Here is a 15,160-nt window from a genome sequence, read left to right on the forward strand (position 1 = left end):
GAGGTTTTAGGTTCAGGTCGTGACCGAAGTCGAAAGTGAGACCGTCGCCGCCGGCGGCTGGCGTGAACTCCTCGGCCCGCGCAATCTCGGCGCGGCGACCGTGCTCGCCGGCGGCGTCGCGCTGTACGCCACCAACGAGTTCCTGACGATCAGCCTGATGCCGAGCGCTGTCGGCGACATCGGCGGCCAGCGTTTCTACGCGTGGGTGACGACGGTGTACCTGGTCGGGTCGGTGGTGGCCGCCACCCTCGTGCATCCGGTGCTGCTGCGCCTGGGCCCGCGGTTGGCGTACCTGTCGGGCCTGACGGTGTTCGGGCTCGGCAGCCTCGGATGTGCTGCCGCGCCCAGCATGGAGCTGCTGCTCGTCGGGCGCACCGCGCAGGGCGCCGCCGGCGGCTTACTGGCCGGCCTCGGCTACGCGGTGATCAACACCGCGCTGCCCAGCCGGCTGTGGACCAAAGCGTCCGCGCTGGTGTCGGCGATGTGGGGCGTCGGCACCCTGCTCGGCCCGGCCGCGGGTGGCTTGTTCGCCCAATACGGTTCGTGGCGTTGGGCGTTCGTGGTGCTGGTGGGGATGGCCGCGGCCATGTCAGTGCTGGTGCCGATCGCACTGCCCGCGCGGTCCGATGCCCCCGCCGGGTCGGCGCAGCGTTTCCGGGTGCCGGTCTGCTCGCTGCTGTTGCTGGGCGCCGCCGCTTTGCTGGTCAGTGTCGCCGGCGTGGCCGACGACGGCCGGGTCACCGGCGCCCTGGTGGCGGCCGGCTTCGGGCTGGTGGGTCTGTTCGTGGTCGTGGACCGCCGGGTGCGCTCTTCGGTGTTGCCGCCCAGCGCATTCGGGCGCGGACCGCTGAAGTGGATCTACCTGACGCTGGGCGTGCTGATGGCCGCGACGATGGTGGACCTCTACGTACCGCTGTTCGGTCAACGGCTGGCACACCTGACGCCGGTGGCGGCCGGCTTCCTCGGTGCGGGACTCGCGATCGGCTGGACCGTGAGCGAGATCAGCAGCGCGTCTCTCGCCCGGCAGACGGCGATCGTGCGGACGGTGGCGATCGCACCGTTGGTGATGGCCACGGGTTTCGCCATCGGCGCGCTGGCGCAGCGCGACGGTGCCGGCCCGGTGTTCGTGACGCTGTGGGCGGCGGGTCTGGTGGTCAGCGGTGCCGGGATCGGCATGGCCTGGCCCCATCTGTCGGCGTGGGCGATGAGCAAGGTGGACGACCCGGCCGAGGGGCCCGCGGCGGCGGCCGCGATCAACACGGTGCAGGTGATCGCAGCGGCCTTCGGCGCCGCCCTGGCCGGGGTGGTCGTCAACGTCGCCGGCGACGGGGACGTGATCGCGGCGCGCTGGCTGTTCGGATCATTCGCGGTGCTCGCCGCGCTCGCGGCGGTGGCATCGACCAGAAGCGGCCGATCGCGATCACGCTGATCCGAACTCTTCACCCGGTCGCGGAGAGCTGGCACTCTCGTTGTCAGTGCGGGTGTGGCCGAGTGGCTAGGCACCGGCCTGCAAAGCCGTTTACACGGGTTCGAATCCCGTCACTCGCTCGCACGAGGCTCGCCGAAAGGCGTGCGCGCCGTTGACCTACCGCGGTGATCGTTCAGTTCTGTGGTGGGCCGTTCACTGCGTCGGCGAGCCGGTTCAACACGTCGGTAAGGGCGCGCTGTTCGGCGGGAGCGAGGCTGCTGAAGAGTTCTTCGGCGATGCGCAGATAATCGCTGAACCAGGCTTTCGCCTGCGCGGCTCCTTCCGGTGTGGTGGTCAACCGGACCGCCCGGCGATCAACGCTGTCTGCGGTGCGGACGACGAGACCGTCGCGGACGAGGGCTTCCACCAGCGTCGACGCGGTGCCCTGGCTGATTCCCACCGCCCGGGCCACATCTGCCAACCGAACCGGCTGTAGCCGGTCCACCTCGGCGAGCAACTTCGACCTCGGAGTCGACACGCCGTGTTCGCCCAACCGGTCATCGAACGCGCGTCCCACCGACTTGGCGGCGCGGCCGAATGCGTCGGCAAGTGTTCCCGCCTGAGACACCGAGTTCAAGTCCTCTGATCCGCCCATTGACGCACACTATCGGGTACATATAGTTTGACATCAAATTATTTGACCCAGGAGGAGTTCCGATGAAGATTCTTGTGACAGGCGGCAGTGGGTTCGTGGGGCAGCGCGTCGTGAGACGGCTCGTCGACGAGGGGCATCAGGTGAGCGCTCTGGCTCGCAGCGACCGGACCGAGCTACTCGTGGCCGAAGCCGGTGCGACGCCGGTGCGGGGCGGCCTGGTCGACCTGTCTGGCGACGCGCGTCCGCGGTGGACCCGAGTGCTCGGCGATGTCGAATCCGTGGTCCACAGTGCGGCATTCATGGAGTTCTGGGGTCCCGATGAGTTGTTCAGGCAGCGCAACCATGAGCCGACCGTCGCTTTGCACGCCGCAGCTGCGCACGCCGGGGTACGCAAGTTCGTTCTGATCAGCGCGGCCAGCGTCTCTACCGGAAGCCAGCGCGCGGCGATGGTCAACGAGGACACCGACGACGGCCGGCCCAACATCGCCTACAGCCGCGTCAAACTGGCGACCGAACGTGCACTGCTGCAGGCTGTCACCCCGACGATGAGCACGATCGCGCTGCGCCCTCCTTTCATCTGGGGCGCCGGGATGGCCACCCTCTCCCAGTTCGTCGCCGCGGTCGGCGCGGGCCGGTTCGCGTGGATCGACCAGGGCCGCCACCTCATGGATTTCGTTCATGTCGACAATCTCGCCGAGGCCGCCTACCTGGCGTTGGAGCATGGGCGTGCGAGTGCCAAGTACTACGTCACCGATGGCACACCCATGCCGATTCGCGATTTCATGACCCCACTGCTGGCCACCCAGGGTGTCGACGTGAGCGGGGTGCGCAGCTTTCCGCTGGCCGTCGCCCGCCCCATGGGGGCGATGCTCGACGCAGGCGCCCGCCTGCTGCGGCGCCCGCATCCGCCGGCGTTGACCAATTGGACGACCTCTTTCATGGGCCGGGGCCGGACCTACGACATCACCGCTGCCCGTCGCGAACTCGGATACCGGCCGTTGGTCTCGGTCGCCGACGGGCTTGCCGAGATGGCCACCGTGCACGATGCGAGGCAGGGACGTCGATGAACCGTGACTGTCAAACCTATTGGCCCGTAACGGGTTCAGGGCACTGAGGGCGGTGCCGTTCGTTTTCTTTACCAACCGGAAGGTAAAGTAACCCGGTGACTTCGACCTTTCCGGTGCGCGGGCGCCCGTCGTCGATGACGAGCATCCTCGACGCCGCCCTGCGCCTGCTCGACGCGGGCATCCCGGTCTCCTTCGACTCGGTGGCCCAACAGTGCGGGCTGACCAAGCCTGGACTGATGTACCACTTTCCGACCAAGACGGCGCTGATGGAGGCGTTGGTCGATCACATCGTGGACGCGCAGGAACAGGGAATGTCCCGTGAACTCGGCATCCCCCTGGAAGTGGCCTCGCCGAGGCAGCGGCTCGGCGCCTATGTGCGGTGGGCCCTGCAGACTCGTCATCGGCCGTCGGATCTGGTGATGCTGAGCGATCCCAGGACCGCAGAATGCACGGTCGCGCGGTGGACCGAACGCTTCCAACCCTGGGTCGAGGTTCCCGCCGACCTCCCGCCGGCCGAACGGGCCCGGCTGCAGGCCGCCCGATTGCTCGCCGACGGCGTGTGGCTGGCGGATTCGTCGACGACCTTCCCCCTCGATGACGACGAACGGCCGCAGGTGCTCGCGGTGGCGCTCGAGCTGCTGGGGGAGCAGTCGTGATGGCGTGGGTGTATCTGCTGCTGGCCATCGTGTGCGAGGTGTCGGCGACATTGTCGCTCAAGGGATCTGCGACGACGCCGGCGCTGTACGTCGTCGTCGTGCTCGGTTACCTGGTGTCCTTCGTGCTACTGGCCCTGGTCCTCAAACGGGGGATGGGGCTGGGAGTGGCGTATGCGATCTGGGGCGCGACCGGGGTGGCGGCGACCGCGGTGCTGTCGGCGGTGATCTTCGGTGAGACGCTGACCGCCGTGATGGGCGTCGGCCTGCTCTGCATCATCGGCGGCGTGGTGCTCGTCGAGAGTGGCTCCCGCGCGGGCGCCGAATGATGCAGTACCTGTTGCTGGTCGTCGCGATCGGATGTGAGGTCACGGGCACGCTCGCGCTGCGGGCCGCGGCCAGAGGGCGGCCGGCGTTCTACGGCGTCGTCGTCGTCGGTTACCTGCTGGCGTTCACGCTGCTGTGGTGGTCGCTGCGGTTCGGGATGCCGCTCGGCGTCGCGTACGGCATCTGGGCAGCGGCCGGCGTCGCACTGACGGCCCTGGCGTCGCGGTGGCTGTTCGGCGAACCGCTGACGTGCAGAATGCTCGCCGGCATCGCGCTGATCGCGGTCGGCGTGATGGTGGTGGAGATCGGTGCCGGTCACTGACAGGGCGAAGCAGGTTATCCGGGTGACGACCCGATTACACTTTTTGTCGCGACACAGAATGGCAACCATTCGATCACCGTTGCGTCGCAGCATGGTTCATATTTGCTAGAACTGTGTCAGCGTTGTGGCGTGCTCGCACGCCAGGTGGTCCGTTCGCTCTGTGCTGCGGTGGTGACGGCCCTGGCTGTGTCGTTGTCCATCGCCGCTGCTCCCGTTGCTGGGGCGGTGTCATGCCCGGATGTCGAGGTGATATTCGCCCGCGGCACGAGCGACAAGCAAGGGTTCGGGCCGGTCGGCAGAGCGTTCGTCGACGCGGTCAAGAAGAAGCTGTCCGGTAAGAAGGTCTCGGCGTACGCGGTCAACTATCCGGCGAGCTGGAACTTCCCGAAGTCCACGTCTGCGGGTGCGGTGGACGCCAACAAACACGTGCAGTACATCGCGGGGATGTGCCCCAGGACCAAGATCGTGCTCGGCGGCATGTCCCAGGGCGCAGGCGTAATCGACCTGATCACCATCGGCAATCGCCGGATCTGGTTCTTCACCCCCGCCCCGCTGCCCGATGCGATGGTCAACCACGTCGCCGCGGTCGCGGTGTTCGCCAATCCGTCGCGCGACCAGCCGTCGCTCGGGCCGCTGACCAAGATCAGCCCGCTGTACGGGCACAAGACCATCGACCTCTGCGCCGACGGAGACCCGTACTGCTCGCGCGGAATGAACTATTTTGCCCACTGGTCCTACCCGTGGAACGGGATGGTCGACGAGGCGGCCACTTTCGTGGCGAACCGCGTGCTCGGCCGCCAACCGTGAGTGAATTTGCCCTGTCCGCAATGATTCTGGAGAGAATCGAAGAGAAGTCACCGCCGGACGTCCGCCCGGTATCGGTTCGGTAACCGCCTCGTCGTCAGACCCCGCCACCGGCTAGGTTTTCCCGCCAGGGGGCACCGTTGAAATTTCAAGGACAAAGACATTTCACCCAAGACGATGTCACCCAGCATCAACCGAATCGGTGTCGCCGTGCTGACCGTGGGCGTGGCGTGGCCGCTCGCGACCTACAGCGCACCTGCCGCCGCCGAACCGAGTCCCGGTGTGCCGTGTCTGGAGATGGTGCAGCAGCTGGCCGCCGAACCGCCGAATGTCCTCGAGACGCTCGACACCGCGACCGGCGCGTTGTCCAACATGGTGGCCGAGGAACCGCCGCTTCCGGCGATTCCGGTCGCCGACGTGATGCACGGTGTCTCGGCGCTGGCGGCACCCGGTCCGACGCCGCCCCCTGTCGAAACCGCGCCGCTGGTTCATGCCGCCGCCCCCGTTCCTGCCGCGCCCGCGGGTCCCGTTGTCGCGCCGGTGATTCCGGCTGCACTGCCGCCCATGCCAGCGGTGCCGGTCGTCCCGGTGGCCTCAGAGGCGCCTGCGGTCCCGCTGCCGGCGCCGCCGGTCGACGCCGTCCCGGCGGCCGCCTCCGCGCCGGTGCCGCCGCCGACGACGGAGGCGCCTGTCGAGCTGGCAGCCGCGGCGCCGCCGGCTGAAGCGCCACCCCCGCCGCCTGCCGAACCTGTGCCTGTCGCCGCCGAGCCGGTCGTCGCAGAACCTGTTGCGCCAGAACCGGTCGTCGCAGAACCTGTTGCCGTTGAGGAAGTCTCGGCGTTCCAGGATGCTCCGCCGGCCCTCGCGGACCCGCCGCTCGCGGGATCCGATCTGCCCGCGGAGTCGGCGCCGATCCTGCACGCCGCGGCGGTGCCCGTGGCCGCACCCGGTCCGGTCGTCCCGGTCGTCCCGGTGCCGCCGCTGCCCCTGGGCGCACCAGTGCCGGTGGTGGCGATGAGCGCACCGGCACCGGCACTGTCGCTGCCGGCGCTGCCGCTCGGTGACGCGTTGCCTGCATTCCCGCTGCTTCCCGCGACCCTTCCCGTTCCCCGGGACCTCATCTGCGAGGGGACCGCATGGTCTGCGGGTCCCGCCGCGGCGACCGACAGCGCCGCACCCGCAGACGTGACGGGGAACCGGGACCGTGAGGACTGGTGAGTCGCGGCCAGAGTCGCGTTGGCGCACTGCGCGATAGCCCCGGTGTACTCCGCATCACGTCACGGCCGTCGAGTGACGTTGCGGGGGTTCGCTGGAGCCGAAACATCGCGGATGGCATTGTTGTGCGGTGATTCGCACCCATGTTCGCCCGTAGGCACGTTACTGTCTCGGGTGGCATTGCAACTGACGCTGGGAGGATATGGATGAGCGCCTATCAAACGGTGGTGGTTGGTACGGACGGATCAGATTCGTCGCTGCGTGCCGTCGACCGCGCCGGTCAGATCGCTGCCGGGGCGAACGCGAAGCTCATCGTCGCGACCGCCTACTTCCCTCAGCACGAGGACGCCCGCGCCGCGGACGTGCTCAAGGACGAGGGTTACAAGATGTCCGGCAACGCTCCGATCTACGCGATCCTTCGTGAGGCACGCGACCGCGCCAAGGCTGCTGGAGCGCAGAATATCGAGGAGAAGGCCATCGTCGGCGCGCCGGTGGATGCTCTCGTCGAACTTGCCGAGGAGGTCAGCGCTGATTTGCTGGTCGTCGGCAATGTCGGCCTGAGCACGATCGCCGGCCGCCTGCTGGGATCGGTTCCCGCCAATGTGGCGCGGCGGTCCAAGAGCGATGTGCTGATCGTGCACACCTCCTGACCCGGAGCGAACACGAAGAACCCTGGGCCGGCTAGCCGACCCAGGGTTCTCTCATGTCAGGTGTTCGACGCCTTGGCGATCGCGGTGATGGCCGCGTCGAGCGCCGAGTTGAACTCCTCGTCGCTCTGCTGGGCGGTCAGACCTTCGGTCAGGGCACGCGAGAAGCTCGCGATCACGCCCTGGTTGGCTGCCAGCTTGTCGCAGGCCTGCTCCCGGTTGTAGCCGCCCGAGAGCGCCACCACCCGCAGCACCTTCGGGTGCTCGACGAGCTCACGGTAGAGGTTGTCGACATCGGGCAGGGTCAGCTTCAGCATCACGGCCTGGTCGTCGCCCAGGCTTTCGAGGGCCTTGAGGATCGACGCCTTGAGCTGCTCCTCGGCCTTGCCCTTCTCCGGGCTGTGGATGTCGACCTCGGGCTCGATGATCGGCACCAGGCCGGCGGCCAGGATCTGCCTGCCGACCTCGAACTGCTGCTCGACGACCGCGTCCAGGCCGGCGCCGGGCAGCTTGATCACCGAGCGCATCTTGGTGCCGAAGACGCCCTTGTCGCGGGCGCGGGCGAGAAGCTCGTCGAGGCCCGGGATCGGCTTCATCACCTGGGCGCCGTCTTTCTCCTCGGCCAGGCCCTTGTCGACCTTCAGGAACGGCACGATCTGCTTGACGTTCCACAGGTAGTCGGCGGTGTCGCGGCCCTCGATCTGCCGGTCCATCGTGTCCTCGAACAGGATCGCGCCGACGATCCGCTCGCCGTCGAAGCTCGGGCTGGTGATGATGCGGGTCCGCATCTCGTGCACCAGATCGAACATCTCGGCGTCGCTGGAGTACGCGTCCTCCGCGATGCCGTACAGCTTCAGCGCCTTGGGCGTGCTGCCACCGCTCTGGTCGAGCGCCGCAATGAAGCCGGCTCCCTGCTGGGCCTTGTTGAACTGGTCGCTGCTCATGATCCCTTTCTGAACCTTCTCTCCGGTACCGCGGTCACCAACCGCGCTCGCGCCATTCGTCCAGATGCGGACGTTCGGTCCCGAGCGTGGTGTCGTCGCCGTGTCCTGGATACACGGCGGTCTGATCGGGGAAGACGTCGAACACGCGCTCGGTGACATCGCCGAGCAACTGTTCGAAGTCGCCTTCCTTCCAGGTCTTGCCGACCCCGCCGGGGAACAGGCAGTCACCCGTGAACAGGTGGACCCTGCCGTCGGTGGCGGCCCGCTCAGCGCCAGCGCCACCGAACCGGGCGTGTGGCCGCGGAGGTGGATCACGTCGAAGTGCAACTCGCCGACGGTCAGCGTGTCGCCGCCGGACAGCAGGCGGTCCGGGGCGACGGGCAGTGGTCCGGCGTCCAGACTGTGCGCCGCCGTCGGTGCATCGGTGCTGTCCACGATGTCCTTGAGGGCCAGCCAATGGTCCTGATGCTGATGGCTGGTGACGATCAGCGACAGCGTCGGCGCGTGCCGGTCGATCAGTTCGAGCAGGATCTCCGCGTCGTTGGCGGCGTCTATGAGTAACGTCTCACCAGTCTGGGAACAGGTGACCAGGTAGGCATTGTTGTCCATGGGGCCCACCGACACCTTGATGATCGACGCGCCCGGAAGTGTGCGTCGCGCCGCCCGCTGGGGCTCGACGTGGCCCGTGTAGTTGTCGTCGACGACTGTCATGGGCAACCACGTTACTTCGTGGGTTCCGGGCGGCGTCGACACCGTCGGAGAAACATGTCGGTGGTCAGACCTAGCATGGGTCTGTACTGCGCCCACCCAACGAACAGGGCCGAGACATTTGAGTATCAGAAGGGGCATCGGTGGCTGACCGCCTAGTTGTCAAGGGTGCCCGGGAGCACAATCTGCGCGGGGTCGACCTCGATCTGCCGCGCGACGCGATGATCGTGTTCACCGGGTTGTCGGGCTCCGGCAAATCGTCGCTGGCCTTCGACACGATCTTCGCCGAGGGGCAGCGCCGCTACGTCGAGTCGCTGTCGGCGTACGCCCGCCAGTTCCTGGGCCAGATGGACAAACCCGACGTCGACTTCATCGAGGGCCTCTCGCCCGCGGTGTCCATCGACCAGAAGTCGACCAACCGGAACCCGCGTTCGACCGTCGGCACCATCACCGAGGTCTACGACTACCTGCGTCTTCTCTACGCCCGCGCCGGCACACCGCACTGCCCCGTGTGTGGGGAACGGATCGCCAAGCAGACCCCGCAGCAGATCGTCGACCAGGTCCTCGCGATGGACGAGGGGCTCCGGTTCCAGGTGCTGGCGCCGGTGGTGCGCACGCGCAAGGGCGAGTTCGTCGACCTGTTCGACAAGCTGAACACCCAGGGCTACAGCAGGGTGCGGGTCGACGGCGTGGTCTATCCGCTGACCGACCCGCCGAAGCTGAAGAAACAGGAAAAGCACGACATCGAGGTCGTCGTGGACCGGTTGACGGTCAAGGCGAGCGCCAAGCAGCGTCTCACCGACTCGGTGGAGACCGCACTGAACCTCGCCGACGGCATCCTCGTCCTCGAATTCGTCGACCGTGAGGACGATCACCCGCACCGCGAGCAGCGCTTCTCGGAGAAGCTGGCCTGCCCGAACGGCCACCCACTGGCCGTCGACGACCTCGAGCCCCGGTCGTTCTCGTTCAACTCGCCCTACGGGGCGTGCCCGGAATGCCTGGGTCTGGGCATCCGCAAGGAGGTCGACCCCGACCTCGTGGTGCCCGACCCCGACCTCACCTTGGCCGAGGGGGCCATCGCGCCCTGGTCGATGGGCAACACCGCCGAGTACTTCACCCGGATGCTGTCCGGTCTGGGCGACCAACTCGGGTTCGACGTCAACACCCCCTGGAAGAAACTCCCGGCCAAGGCGCGCCGGGCGATCCTGGAGGGCTGCGACGAGCAGGTGCACGTCCGGTACAAGAACCGCTACGGACGCACCCGGTCGTACTACGCCGACTTCGAAGGCGTGATGGCGTTCCTGCACCGACGGATGGAGCAGACCGACTCCGAGCAGACCAAGGAGCGGCTCGAAGGCTTCATGCGCGACGTGCCGTGCCCGGAGTGCGACGGCACCCGCCTCAAGCCGGAGATCCTGGCCGTGACGATGACGGCCGGGAAGTTCGGCCCGAAGTCCATCGCCGAGGTCTCCGAACTCTCGATCGCCGAGTGCGCGGAGTTCCTCAACGCGCTGACCCTGGGCACCAGGGAGGCGGCCATCGCGGGGCAGGTGCTCAAGGAGATCCAGTCGCGGCTCGGCTTTCTGCTCGACGTCGGGCTGGACTATCTGTCGCTGTCCCGGGCGGCGGGCACGCTGTCCGGTGGTGAGGCGCAACGCATCCGGCTGGCCACCCAGATCGGTTCCGGTCTGGTCGGGGTGCTCTACGTGCTCGACGAGCCCTCGATCGGGCTGCATCAGCGTGACAACCGCAGGCTGATCGACACGTTGGTCCGCCTGCGCGACCTGGGCAACACCCTGATCGTCGTCGAACACGACCTCGACACGATCGCGCACGCCGACTGGGTGGTCGACATCGGCCCCGCCGCCGGTGAGCACGGCGGCCAGATCGTGCACAGCGGCACCTACGCGGATCTGCTCAAGAACCCCGAATCGATCACCGGCGCCTATCTCTCCGGTAAAGAGCAGATCGAGGTCCCGGAGATGCGCCGGGTGGTGGACAAGAAGCGTCAGCTCACCGTGGTCGGCGCGCGCGAGCACAACCTGCGCGAGATCGACGTCGCGTTCCCGCTCGGGGTGCTGACCTCGGTCACGGGCGTCTCGGGCTCCGGCAAGTCGACGCTGGTCAACGACATCCTGGCTTCGGTGCTGGCCAACAAGCTCAATGGGGCGCGGCAGGTGCCGGGCGGCACACCCGGATCAACGGACTGGACCAGCTCGACAAGCTCGTCCGCGTCGACCAGTCGCCGATCGGACGGACCCCGCGGTCCAACCCTGCGACGTACACCGGGGTGTTCGACAAGATCCGCACCCTGTTCGCCGCGACCACCGAGGCCAAGGTGCGCGGCTATCAGCCGGGCCGGTTCTCGTTCAACGTCAAGGGTGGGCGGTGCGAGGCGTGTTCGGGCGACGGCACCATCAAGATCGAGATGAACTTCCTGCCCGACGTGTACGTGCCGTGCGAGGTGTGCCACGGCGCCCGCTACAACCGCGAGACCCTCGAGGTGCACTACAAGGGCAAGACCATCGCCGAGGTCCTGGACATGTCGATCGAGGAGGCGGCCGAGTTCTTCGAGCCGATCAGCTCGATCCACCGGTACCTCAGGACTCTCGTCGACGTCGGGCTCGGCTATGTCCGGCTGGGTCAGCCCGCCCCGACGCTGTCCGGCGGCGAAGCCCAGCGCGTGAAGCTGGCCTCCGAGTTGCAGAAGAGGTCGACCGGGCGCACCATCTACATCCTCGACGAGCCGACCACCGGCCTGCATTTCGAGGACATTCGCAAGCTGCTGACCGTGATCAACGGCCTTGTGGACAAAGGCAATACGGTGATCGTGATCGAGCACAACCTCGACGTGATCAAGACCTCGGACTGGATCATCGACATGGGACCCGAAGGTGGATCGGGCGGCGGCAGCGTGGTCGCGACCGGCACGCCCGAGGACGTGGCGGCCAACCCGGACAGCTACACGGGCCACTTCCTCGCCGAGACGCTGGGCATGGCCCGGCCGAAGGCGAAGGCGCGCAGGCGAACCAAGGTCAGCGCCTGACGGTGTCCATCGCGGTGACCGTGCGTCCTGCGGAGCCGGAGGACGTGGACGCCATCGGCGCGATCTACACCCACTACGTGCGCACCGGTGTGGCGACGTTCGAACTCGAACCGCCGGGGCGCGACGAGTTGTTGCGCCGGATGGCCGCGGTCACCGGCGCCGGCCTGCCGTATCTGGTGGCCGTCGCGGACGGTGGAGTAGCCGGATACGCGTACTGCGCGCCGTGGAAGTCCCGGCGGGCGTACCGATTCACGGTCGAGGACTCCGTTTACGTCGCGCCGCACGCGGCCGGGCGCGGTGTCGGGGGTGTCCTGTTGGACGCTCTGCTCGACGAATGCGCACAGGCGGGGATCCGGCAGGTGATTGCGGTCATTGTGGACGCCGACGCGGCCGCATCGCTGAGCCTGCACCGCCGGCGCGGCTTCGCCGACGCGGGCCGGTTGTCGGCGGTCGGTTTCAAACACGACCGCTGGCTGGACACGGTCCTTCTGCAGAAGACCCTCCCTCACCCCGGTTGAGGCTTGCATGCGGGGGACGGGAAGCGCGGGTTCACCCGCACCCCGTCCAGCCAATCCGTCAGCGCGTCGGCCCGCTCCGAGAGTGCCTTGCGCCCAACGCGTCCCACGTCCTCGAGCATCACCAATTCCACCCGGCCTGCGGAGTCCTGCCGCCACGCACCGACGATGCGCCCGTCCACCCAGACCGTCGGGCCGGCGTTACCGTTGCGGTCGAACACAGCGTCGCGGTGCGGTCCCAGGTACCAGTCCCGCCCGGCCCACCCCATCGTCGTGACGTCCAGCCCGGGCAGCAGCGCGCACCAGGGTTCGACGTCGGGCACACGCTCTTCGTCGCCGGGCAGCACATAACCGGGCACGCCGTCCAGGTCGACCTCGACGGCGTCGACGTCGTTCAGCGCCTGCCGGGCCCAGCCGAGCGTGCTGCCGAACCACCACTTCACGTCGGTCACCGTGGCGGGGCCGAAGGCGTACAGCCAGCGCCGGACCAGATCGGCGCGGGCCTGCTCCGGCGGCATGGGCTCGGCGGGCGTCAGCCACTGGCCGGCCGCGACCCACCGGGGCCGCGACGTGGTCCAGCCGCCGTCGTTGGGGCCGCGGACGATGTGACCGCGAGCGGCCAGCACGGTGAGCACCCGCGGCGCCAGATGCGCTTGCCCGCCGTACGGCTTGCCGGGGGCGGGGTCGTGGGTTCCGGTCAGCTCCGGGAGCGCTTCACGCACCTGCGTGGCCGTCCGCGGCCCCGCATCCTGCAGATGCCGGAGCACCGCCGCACCGGCGGTGTCCAGCCAGGTGAGCCCGTCGGCGGCCACCCCGGCCTTCTCGACATCGGCGGCCAGCCGGCGGGTTTCGTTGGCTGCCACCCGGTCACTGGCCGCCGACTGCACCGCCGGCAGATGTTCGGCGTGGACCACCCACAGCGTGCGCCGCATCGCGAGATGCTTGACCAGTGAACGCCGTTCGTAGAGCGCTGCGTTCAGGTCGGCGACGGTGTATCCGGACAGCCTGGCCCACAGCGACAGGTGAGGGGTGGCCGGGTCGGTCGCGTGCAGACCGACCAGCCGACCGGTCACCGCTTCCGCCGTCGCGGGACCGTCCCGCCCGGGGACCAGCAGGTGACGGACGGCCAGTCTGGCGCGCCGCTCGGGGAGGGTGATAGTCCGCATCGAGGTCGAACCGTACCGCCGGGGCCCGACACCGGTCCGGCTATTGGTCCTCGGCAGCCTTCGGGGTCATCGATTCGCGGATCCGGGCGAGCCGTTCGGCCGCGGCGCGCTGCCGCATGTCGTACTGCTGCTCGACCCCGTGGCCCTCCGGTGTCTCCGAGGCGAGTTCCGCCGAACCGACCGACGTCGCATAGCGCGTCTCGATCTTCTCGCGAACAGAATCGAACGTCGGCACCCCGTCGGAGGTGTAACCGGGTTCGGACTCGGTGGGGGGAACGTCCGGCATATGGGCCACGCTACCCGCGGATCGTTCCGGGCAGGCCGACTTGCGCTGCCGCCGGGGTACCGATCTTGCCCGCGAGCCAGGGCAGTGCTGCGGTGAACGCCGTCGACGCGAAGGGCCAGTCGTGATTGCCCGGTTGGCTCACCACCGCGCAGTCGATGCCCGCCGTGCGGCCCAGCGCGCACAAGGTCTGCGCGGCGGCGGCCTGGTCGTTGGGTTTGGGGTCCAGGGCCACCGAGACGGCGTCGTTGACGTCGAACCACCCCGCCATGCCGCGGTACGGGCCGTGCCGGGTGATCACCGCCGCCGGATCGAACGAGGTGTACGCGGCGCTGTCGCCGCCGAAGAGGCGCTCGACCGTCTCGTCCCGGGTGCCGGCGTTCGGCGCGGCGTCACCGGCGATGTCGACGAAAGCACTGAACACATCCGGGTGCATCACGGTCAGGTCGACTGCACAGGTGCCGCCCATCGACCAGCCGACCACCCCCCAGTTCGCGGGGGCGGCACTCACCCCGAACTTCGCCTTCACGTAGGGCACCACGTCGCCGACGAGGTGTTCGGCGGAGTTGCCGCGGGGTCCGTCGACACACTCGGTGTCGTTGTTGAACGTGCCGCCGGGGTCGACGAACACGAACACCGGGGCGTACCCGGCGTGGGCCGCGGCGAAGTCGTCGAGCGTCTTGACCGCCCCGCCGGCGCGCAGCCAGTCCGCCGGGGTGTTGAACTCACCGCCGATCATCATCACCGCAGGCAGGGCGGGGGGAGGGTCACTCGCGAACCACGCCGGCGGCAGATAGACCCACTCCTGGCGGTGCTTGAAACCCGATGCGCTGTCGGGAATGTCGACGGCGACCAGGCTGCCCTTGATCGGGATCTTGTGCCCCCTCTGCATCGCCGCGATGGTGACCTGGTCGGTCTGGTCGGGCAGCGGTCCCGCGGTCAGCTGACCCCAGGCGTTCTGCACGGTGGGGAAATAGCCGACCCAGAGGTTCAGCACGAGTGCCGTGGACAGCGCGCACAACGGCACCGCCAGCACGGCAACCACCCGGCGCCACCACGGCGCTTTCCACCAGCCGGCCACCAGCACCCCGAAAGCGAACCCGGACAATGCGATCCACGCCCAGAACGTGACCGGTGCCGGGTTCGTGTCGTCGGCCACCCCGGCCGAGCGGATGTAGCAGTACGCGGCGACTGCGAGCACCCCGCCGATCAGCGCCGACCAGGGCAGCCACACCAGCCGCCACCGCCGGGTCCGCCAGCCGGTCGCCGCGGCCACGGCGACCACTGCCAGGATCTGCACCGAAACCGGCAACCAACCGTGCATCAATGTCACAGCACCCAGCTTGACCGGCGTGGCTGGAGACCAGCTGTGATCCTCCTGCGAACGCGGTTCGGCCCGG

The 15,160-nt window shown here is 68.4% G+C and carries 14 protein-coding genes, 1 tRNA gene and 2 pseudogenes; 11 read left to right on the forward strand and 6 right to left on the reverse strand.

Annotation, left to right across the window (positions count from 1 at the left end):
- Positions 1–19: 19 nt before the first annotated feature.
- Positions 20–1,429: an MFS transporter gene (locus C6A87_RS13365; RefSeq protein WP_311117645.1), complete on the forward strand. Its 1,410-nt coding sequence runs from the start codon at positions 20–22 to the stop codon at positions 1,427–1,429.
- 48 nt (positions 1,430–1,477) lie between these two features.
- Positions 1,478–1,548 (forward strand) — tRNA-Cys (locus C6A87_RS13370).
- A gap of 53 nt (positions 1,549–1,601) precedes the next feature.
- Here the strand turns inward: C6A87_RS13370 and C6A87_RS13375 are convergent.
- Positions 1,602–1,925 (reverse strand): MarR family winged helix-turn-helix transcriptional regulator, encoded by a 324-nt coding sequence (locus C6A87_RS13375; RefSeq protein ID WP_396837056.1) that lies wholly within the window; start codon positions 1,923–1,925, stop codon positions 1,602–1,604.
- A gap of 200 nt (positions 1,926–2,125) precedes the next feature.
- On the opposite strand from C6A87_RS13375, the gene C6A87_RS13380 reads away from it, so the two are divergent.
- From C6A87_RS13380 to C6A87_RS13410, 7 genes are all read left to right on the forward strand, one after another.
- Positions 2,126–3,130, forward strand: a complete 1,005-nt coding sequence (locus C6A87_RS13380) for an NAD-dependent epimerase/dehydratase family protein (protein WP_311117647.1) — start codon at positions 2,126–2,128, stop codon at positions 3,128–3,130.
- Positions 3,131–3,225: 95 nt separating this feature from the next.
- A complete protein-coding gene (locus C6A87_RS13385) occupies positions 3,226–3,786 on the forward strand; it encodes a TetR/AcrR family transcriptional regulator (protein WP_311117648.1) in 561 nt (186 codons plus the stop codon).
- On the forward strand, positions 3,786–4,112 hold the full coding sequence (locus tag C6A87_RS13390; protein ID WP_311117926.1) for an SMR family transporter: 327 nt from the start codon (positions 3,786–3,788) through the stop codon (positions 4,110–4,112). Before C6A87_RS13385 ends, C6A87_RS13390 begins: the two co-directional genes overlap by 1 nt.
- On the forward strand, positions 4,112–4,432 hold the full coding sequence (locus tag C6A87_RS13395) for an SMR family transporter (RefSeq protein WP_311117649.1): 321 nt from the start codon (positions 4,112–4,114) through the stop codon (positions 4,430–4,432). Before C6A87_RS13390 ends, C6A87_RS13395 begins: the two co-directional genes overlap by 1 nt.
- A 168-nt stretch (positions 4,433–4,600) precedes the next feature.
- Entirely contained in the window at positions 4,601–5,239 is a 639-nt protein-coding gene (locus C6A87_RS13400; protein WP_311117927.1) for a cutinase family protein, read from the forward strand.
- Between the two features lie 174 nt (positions 5,240–5,413).
- Complete coding sequence (locus tag C6A87_RS13405) at positions 5,414–6,454, forward strand: hypothetical protein (protein WP_311117650.1); 1,041 nt, start codon at positions 5,414–5,416, stop codon at positions 6,452–6,454.
- 203 nt (positions 6,455–6,657) lie between these two features.
- Entirely contained in the window at positions 6,658–7,101 is a 444-nt protein-coding gene (locus C6A87_RS13410) for a universal stress protein (protein WP_311117651.1), read from the forward strand.
- Positions 7,102–7,157: 56 nt separating this feature from the next.
- Here C6A87_RS13410 and C6A87_RS13415 read toward each other — a convergent pair whose 3' ends face one another.
- Positions 7,158–8,042, reverse strand: coding sequence for a fructose bisphosphate aldolase (locus C6A87_RS13415; protein ID WP_311117652.1), 885 nt, complete (start codon positions 8,040–8,042; stop codon positions 7,158–7,160).
- A 34-nt stretch (positions 8,043–8,076) separates the two neighbouring features.
- A pseudogene (locus C6A87_RS13420) lies at positions 8,077–8,753 on the reverse strand (MBL fold metallo-hydrolase).
- A gap of 140 nt (positions 8,754–8,893) precedes the next feature.
- Here C6A87_RS13420 and uvrA point away from each other — a divergent pair.
- Together uvrA and C6A87_RS13430 are read left to right on the forward strand one after the other, a co-directional pair.
- Positions 8,894–11,796, forward strand: a pseudogene (gene uvrA, locus C6A87_RS13425) (excinuclease ABC subunit UvrA).
- A gap of 2 nt (positions 11,797–11,798) precedes the next feature.
- Positions 11,799–12,314: an N-acetyltransferase family protein gene (locus tag C6A87_RS13430; RefSeq protein ID WP_311117653.1), complete on the forward strand. Its 516-nt coding sequence runs from the start codon at positions 11,799–11,801 to the stop codon at positions 12,312–12,314.
- On the opposite strand, the gene C6A87_RS13435 is transcribed toward C6A87_RS13430, so the two are convergent.
- Genes C6A87_RS13435 through C6A87_RS13445 form a run of 3 tightly spaced genes read right to left on the reverse strand, consistent with a single transcriptional unit; the run spans position 12,302 to position 15,084 of the window.
- Positions 12,302–13,477, reverse strand: coding sequence for a winged helix DNA-binding domain-containing protein (locus tag C6A87_RS13435; protein WP_311117654.1), 1,176 nt, complete (start codon positions 13,475–13,477; stop codon positions 12,302–12,304). The two genes, C6A87_RS13430 and C6A87_RS13435, sit on opposite strands and share 13 nt — an antisense overlap.
- A 40-nt stretch (positions 13,478–13,517) precedes the next feature.
- Positions 13,518–13,763, reverse strand: coding sequence for a hypothetical protein (locus C6A87_RS13440; protein WP_311117655.1), 246 nt, complete (start codon positions 13,761–13,763; stop codon positions 13,518–13,520).
- A 10-nt stretch (positions 13,764–13,773) separates the two neighbouring features.
- A complete protein-coding gene (locus C6A87_RS13445; protein WP_311117928.1) occupies positions 13,774–15,084 on the reverse strand; it encodes an alpha/beta hydrolase-fold protein in 1,311 nt (436 codons plus the stop codon).
- Positions 15,085–15,160: the final 76 nt, after the last annotated feature.

Source organism: Mycobacterium sp. ITM-2016-00317 (genome assembly GCF_002968295.1).
Taxonomy (GTDB): Bacteria; Actinomycetota; Actinomycetes; order Mycobacteriales; family Mycobacteriaceae; genus Mycobacterium.

Excerpts from the sequence above, each read along its gene's own strand:
- C6A87_RS13395 (WP_311117649.1), top strand. The coding sequence starts at position 4,112 with ATGCAGTACCTGTTGCTGGTCGTCGCGATCGGATGTGAGGTCACGGGC.
- C6A87_RS13390 (WP_311117926.1), top strand. The coding sequence starts at position 3,786 with ATGGCGTGGGTGTATCTGCTGCTGGCCATCGTGTGCGAGGTGTCGGCG.
- C6A87_RS13445 (WP_311117928.1), bottom strand. The coding sequence starts at position 15,084 with ATGCACGGTTGGTTGCCGGTTTCGGTGCAGATCCTGGCAGTGGTCGCC.
- C6A87_RS13380 (WP_311117647.1), top strand. The coding sequence starts at position 2,126 with ATGAAGATTCTTGTGACAGGCGGCAGTGGGTTCGTGGGGCAGCGCGTC.
- C6A87_RS13410 (WP_311117651.1), top strand. The coding sequence starts at position 6,658 with ATGAGCGCCTATCAAACGGTGGTGGTTGGTACGGACGGATCAGATTCG.
- C6A87_RS13440 (WP_311117655.1), bottom strand. The coding sequence starts at position 13,763 with ATGCCGGACGTTCCCCCCACCGAGTCCGAACCCGGTTACACCTCCGAC.
- C6A87_RS13405 (WP_311117650.1), top strand. The coding sequence starts at position 5,414 with ATGTCACCCAGCATCAACCGAATCGGTGTCGCCGTGCTGACCGTGGGC.
- C6A87_RS13415 (WP_311117652.1), bottom strand. The coding sequence starts at position 8,042 with ATGAGCAGCGACCAGTTCAACAAGGCCCAGCAGGGAGCCGGCTTCATT.
- C6A87_RS13435 (WP_311117654.1), bottom strand. The coding sequence starts at position 13,477 with ATGCGGACTATCACCCTCCCCGAGCGGCGCGCCAGACTGGCCGTCCGT.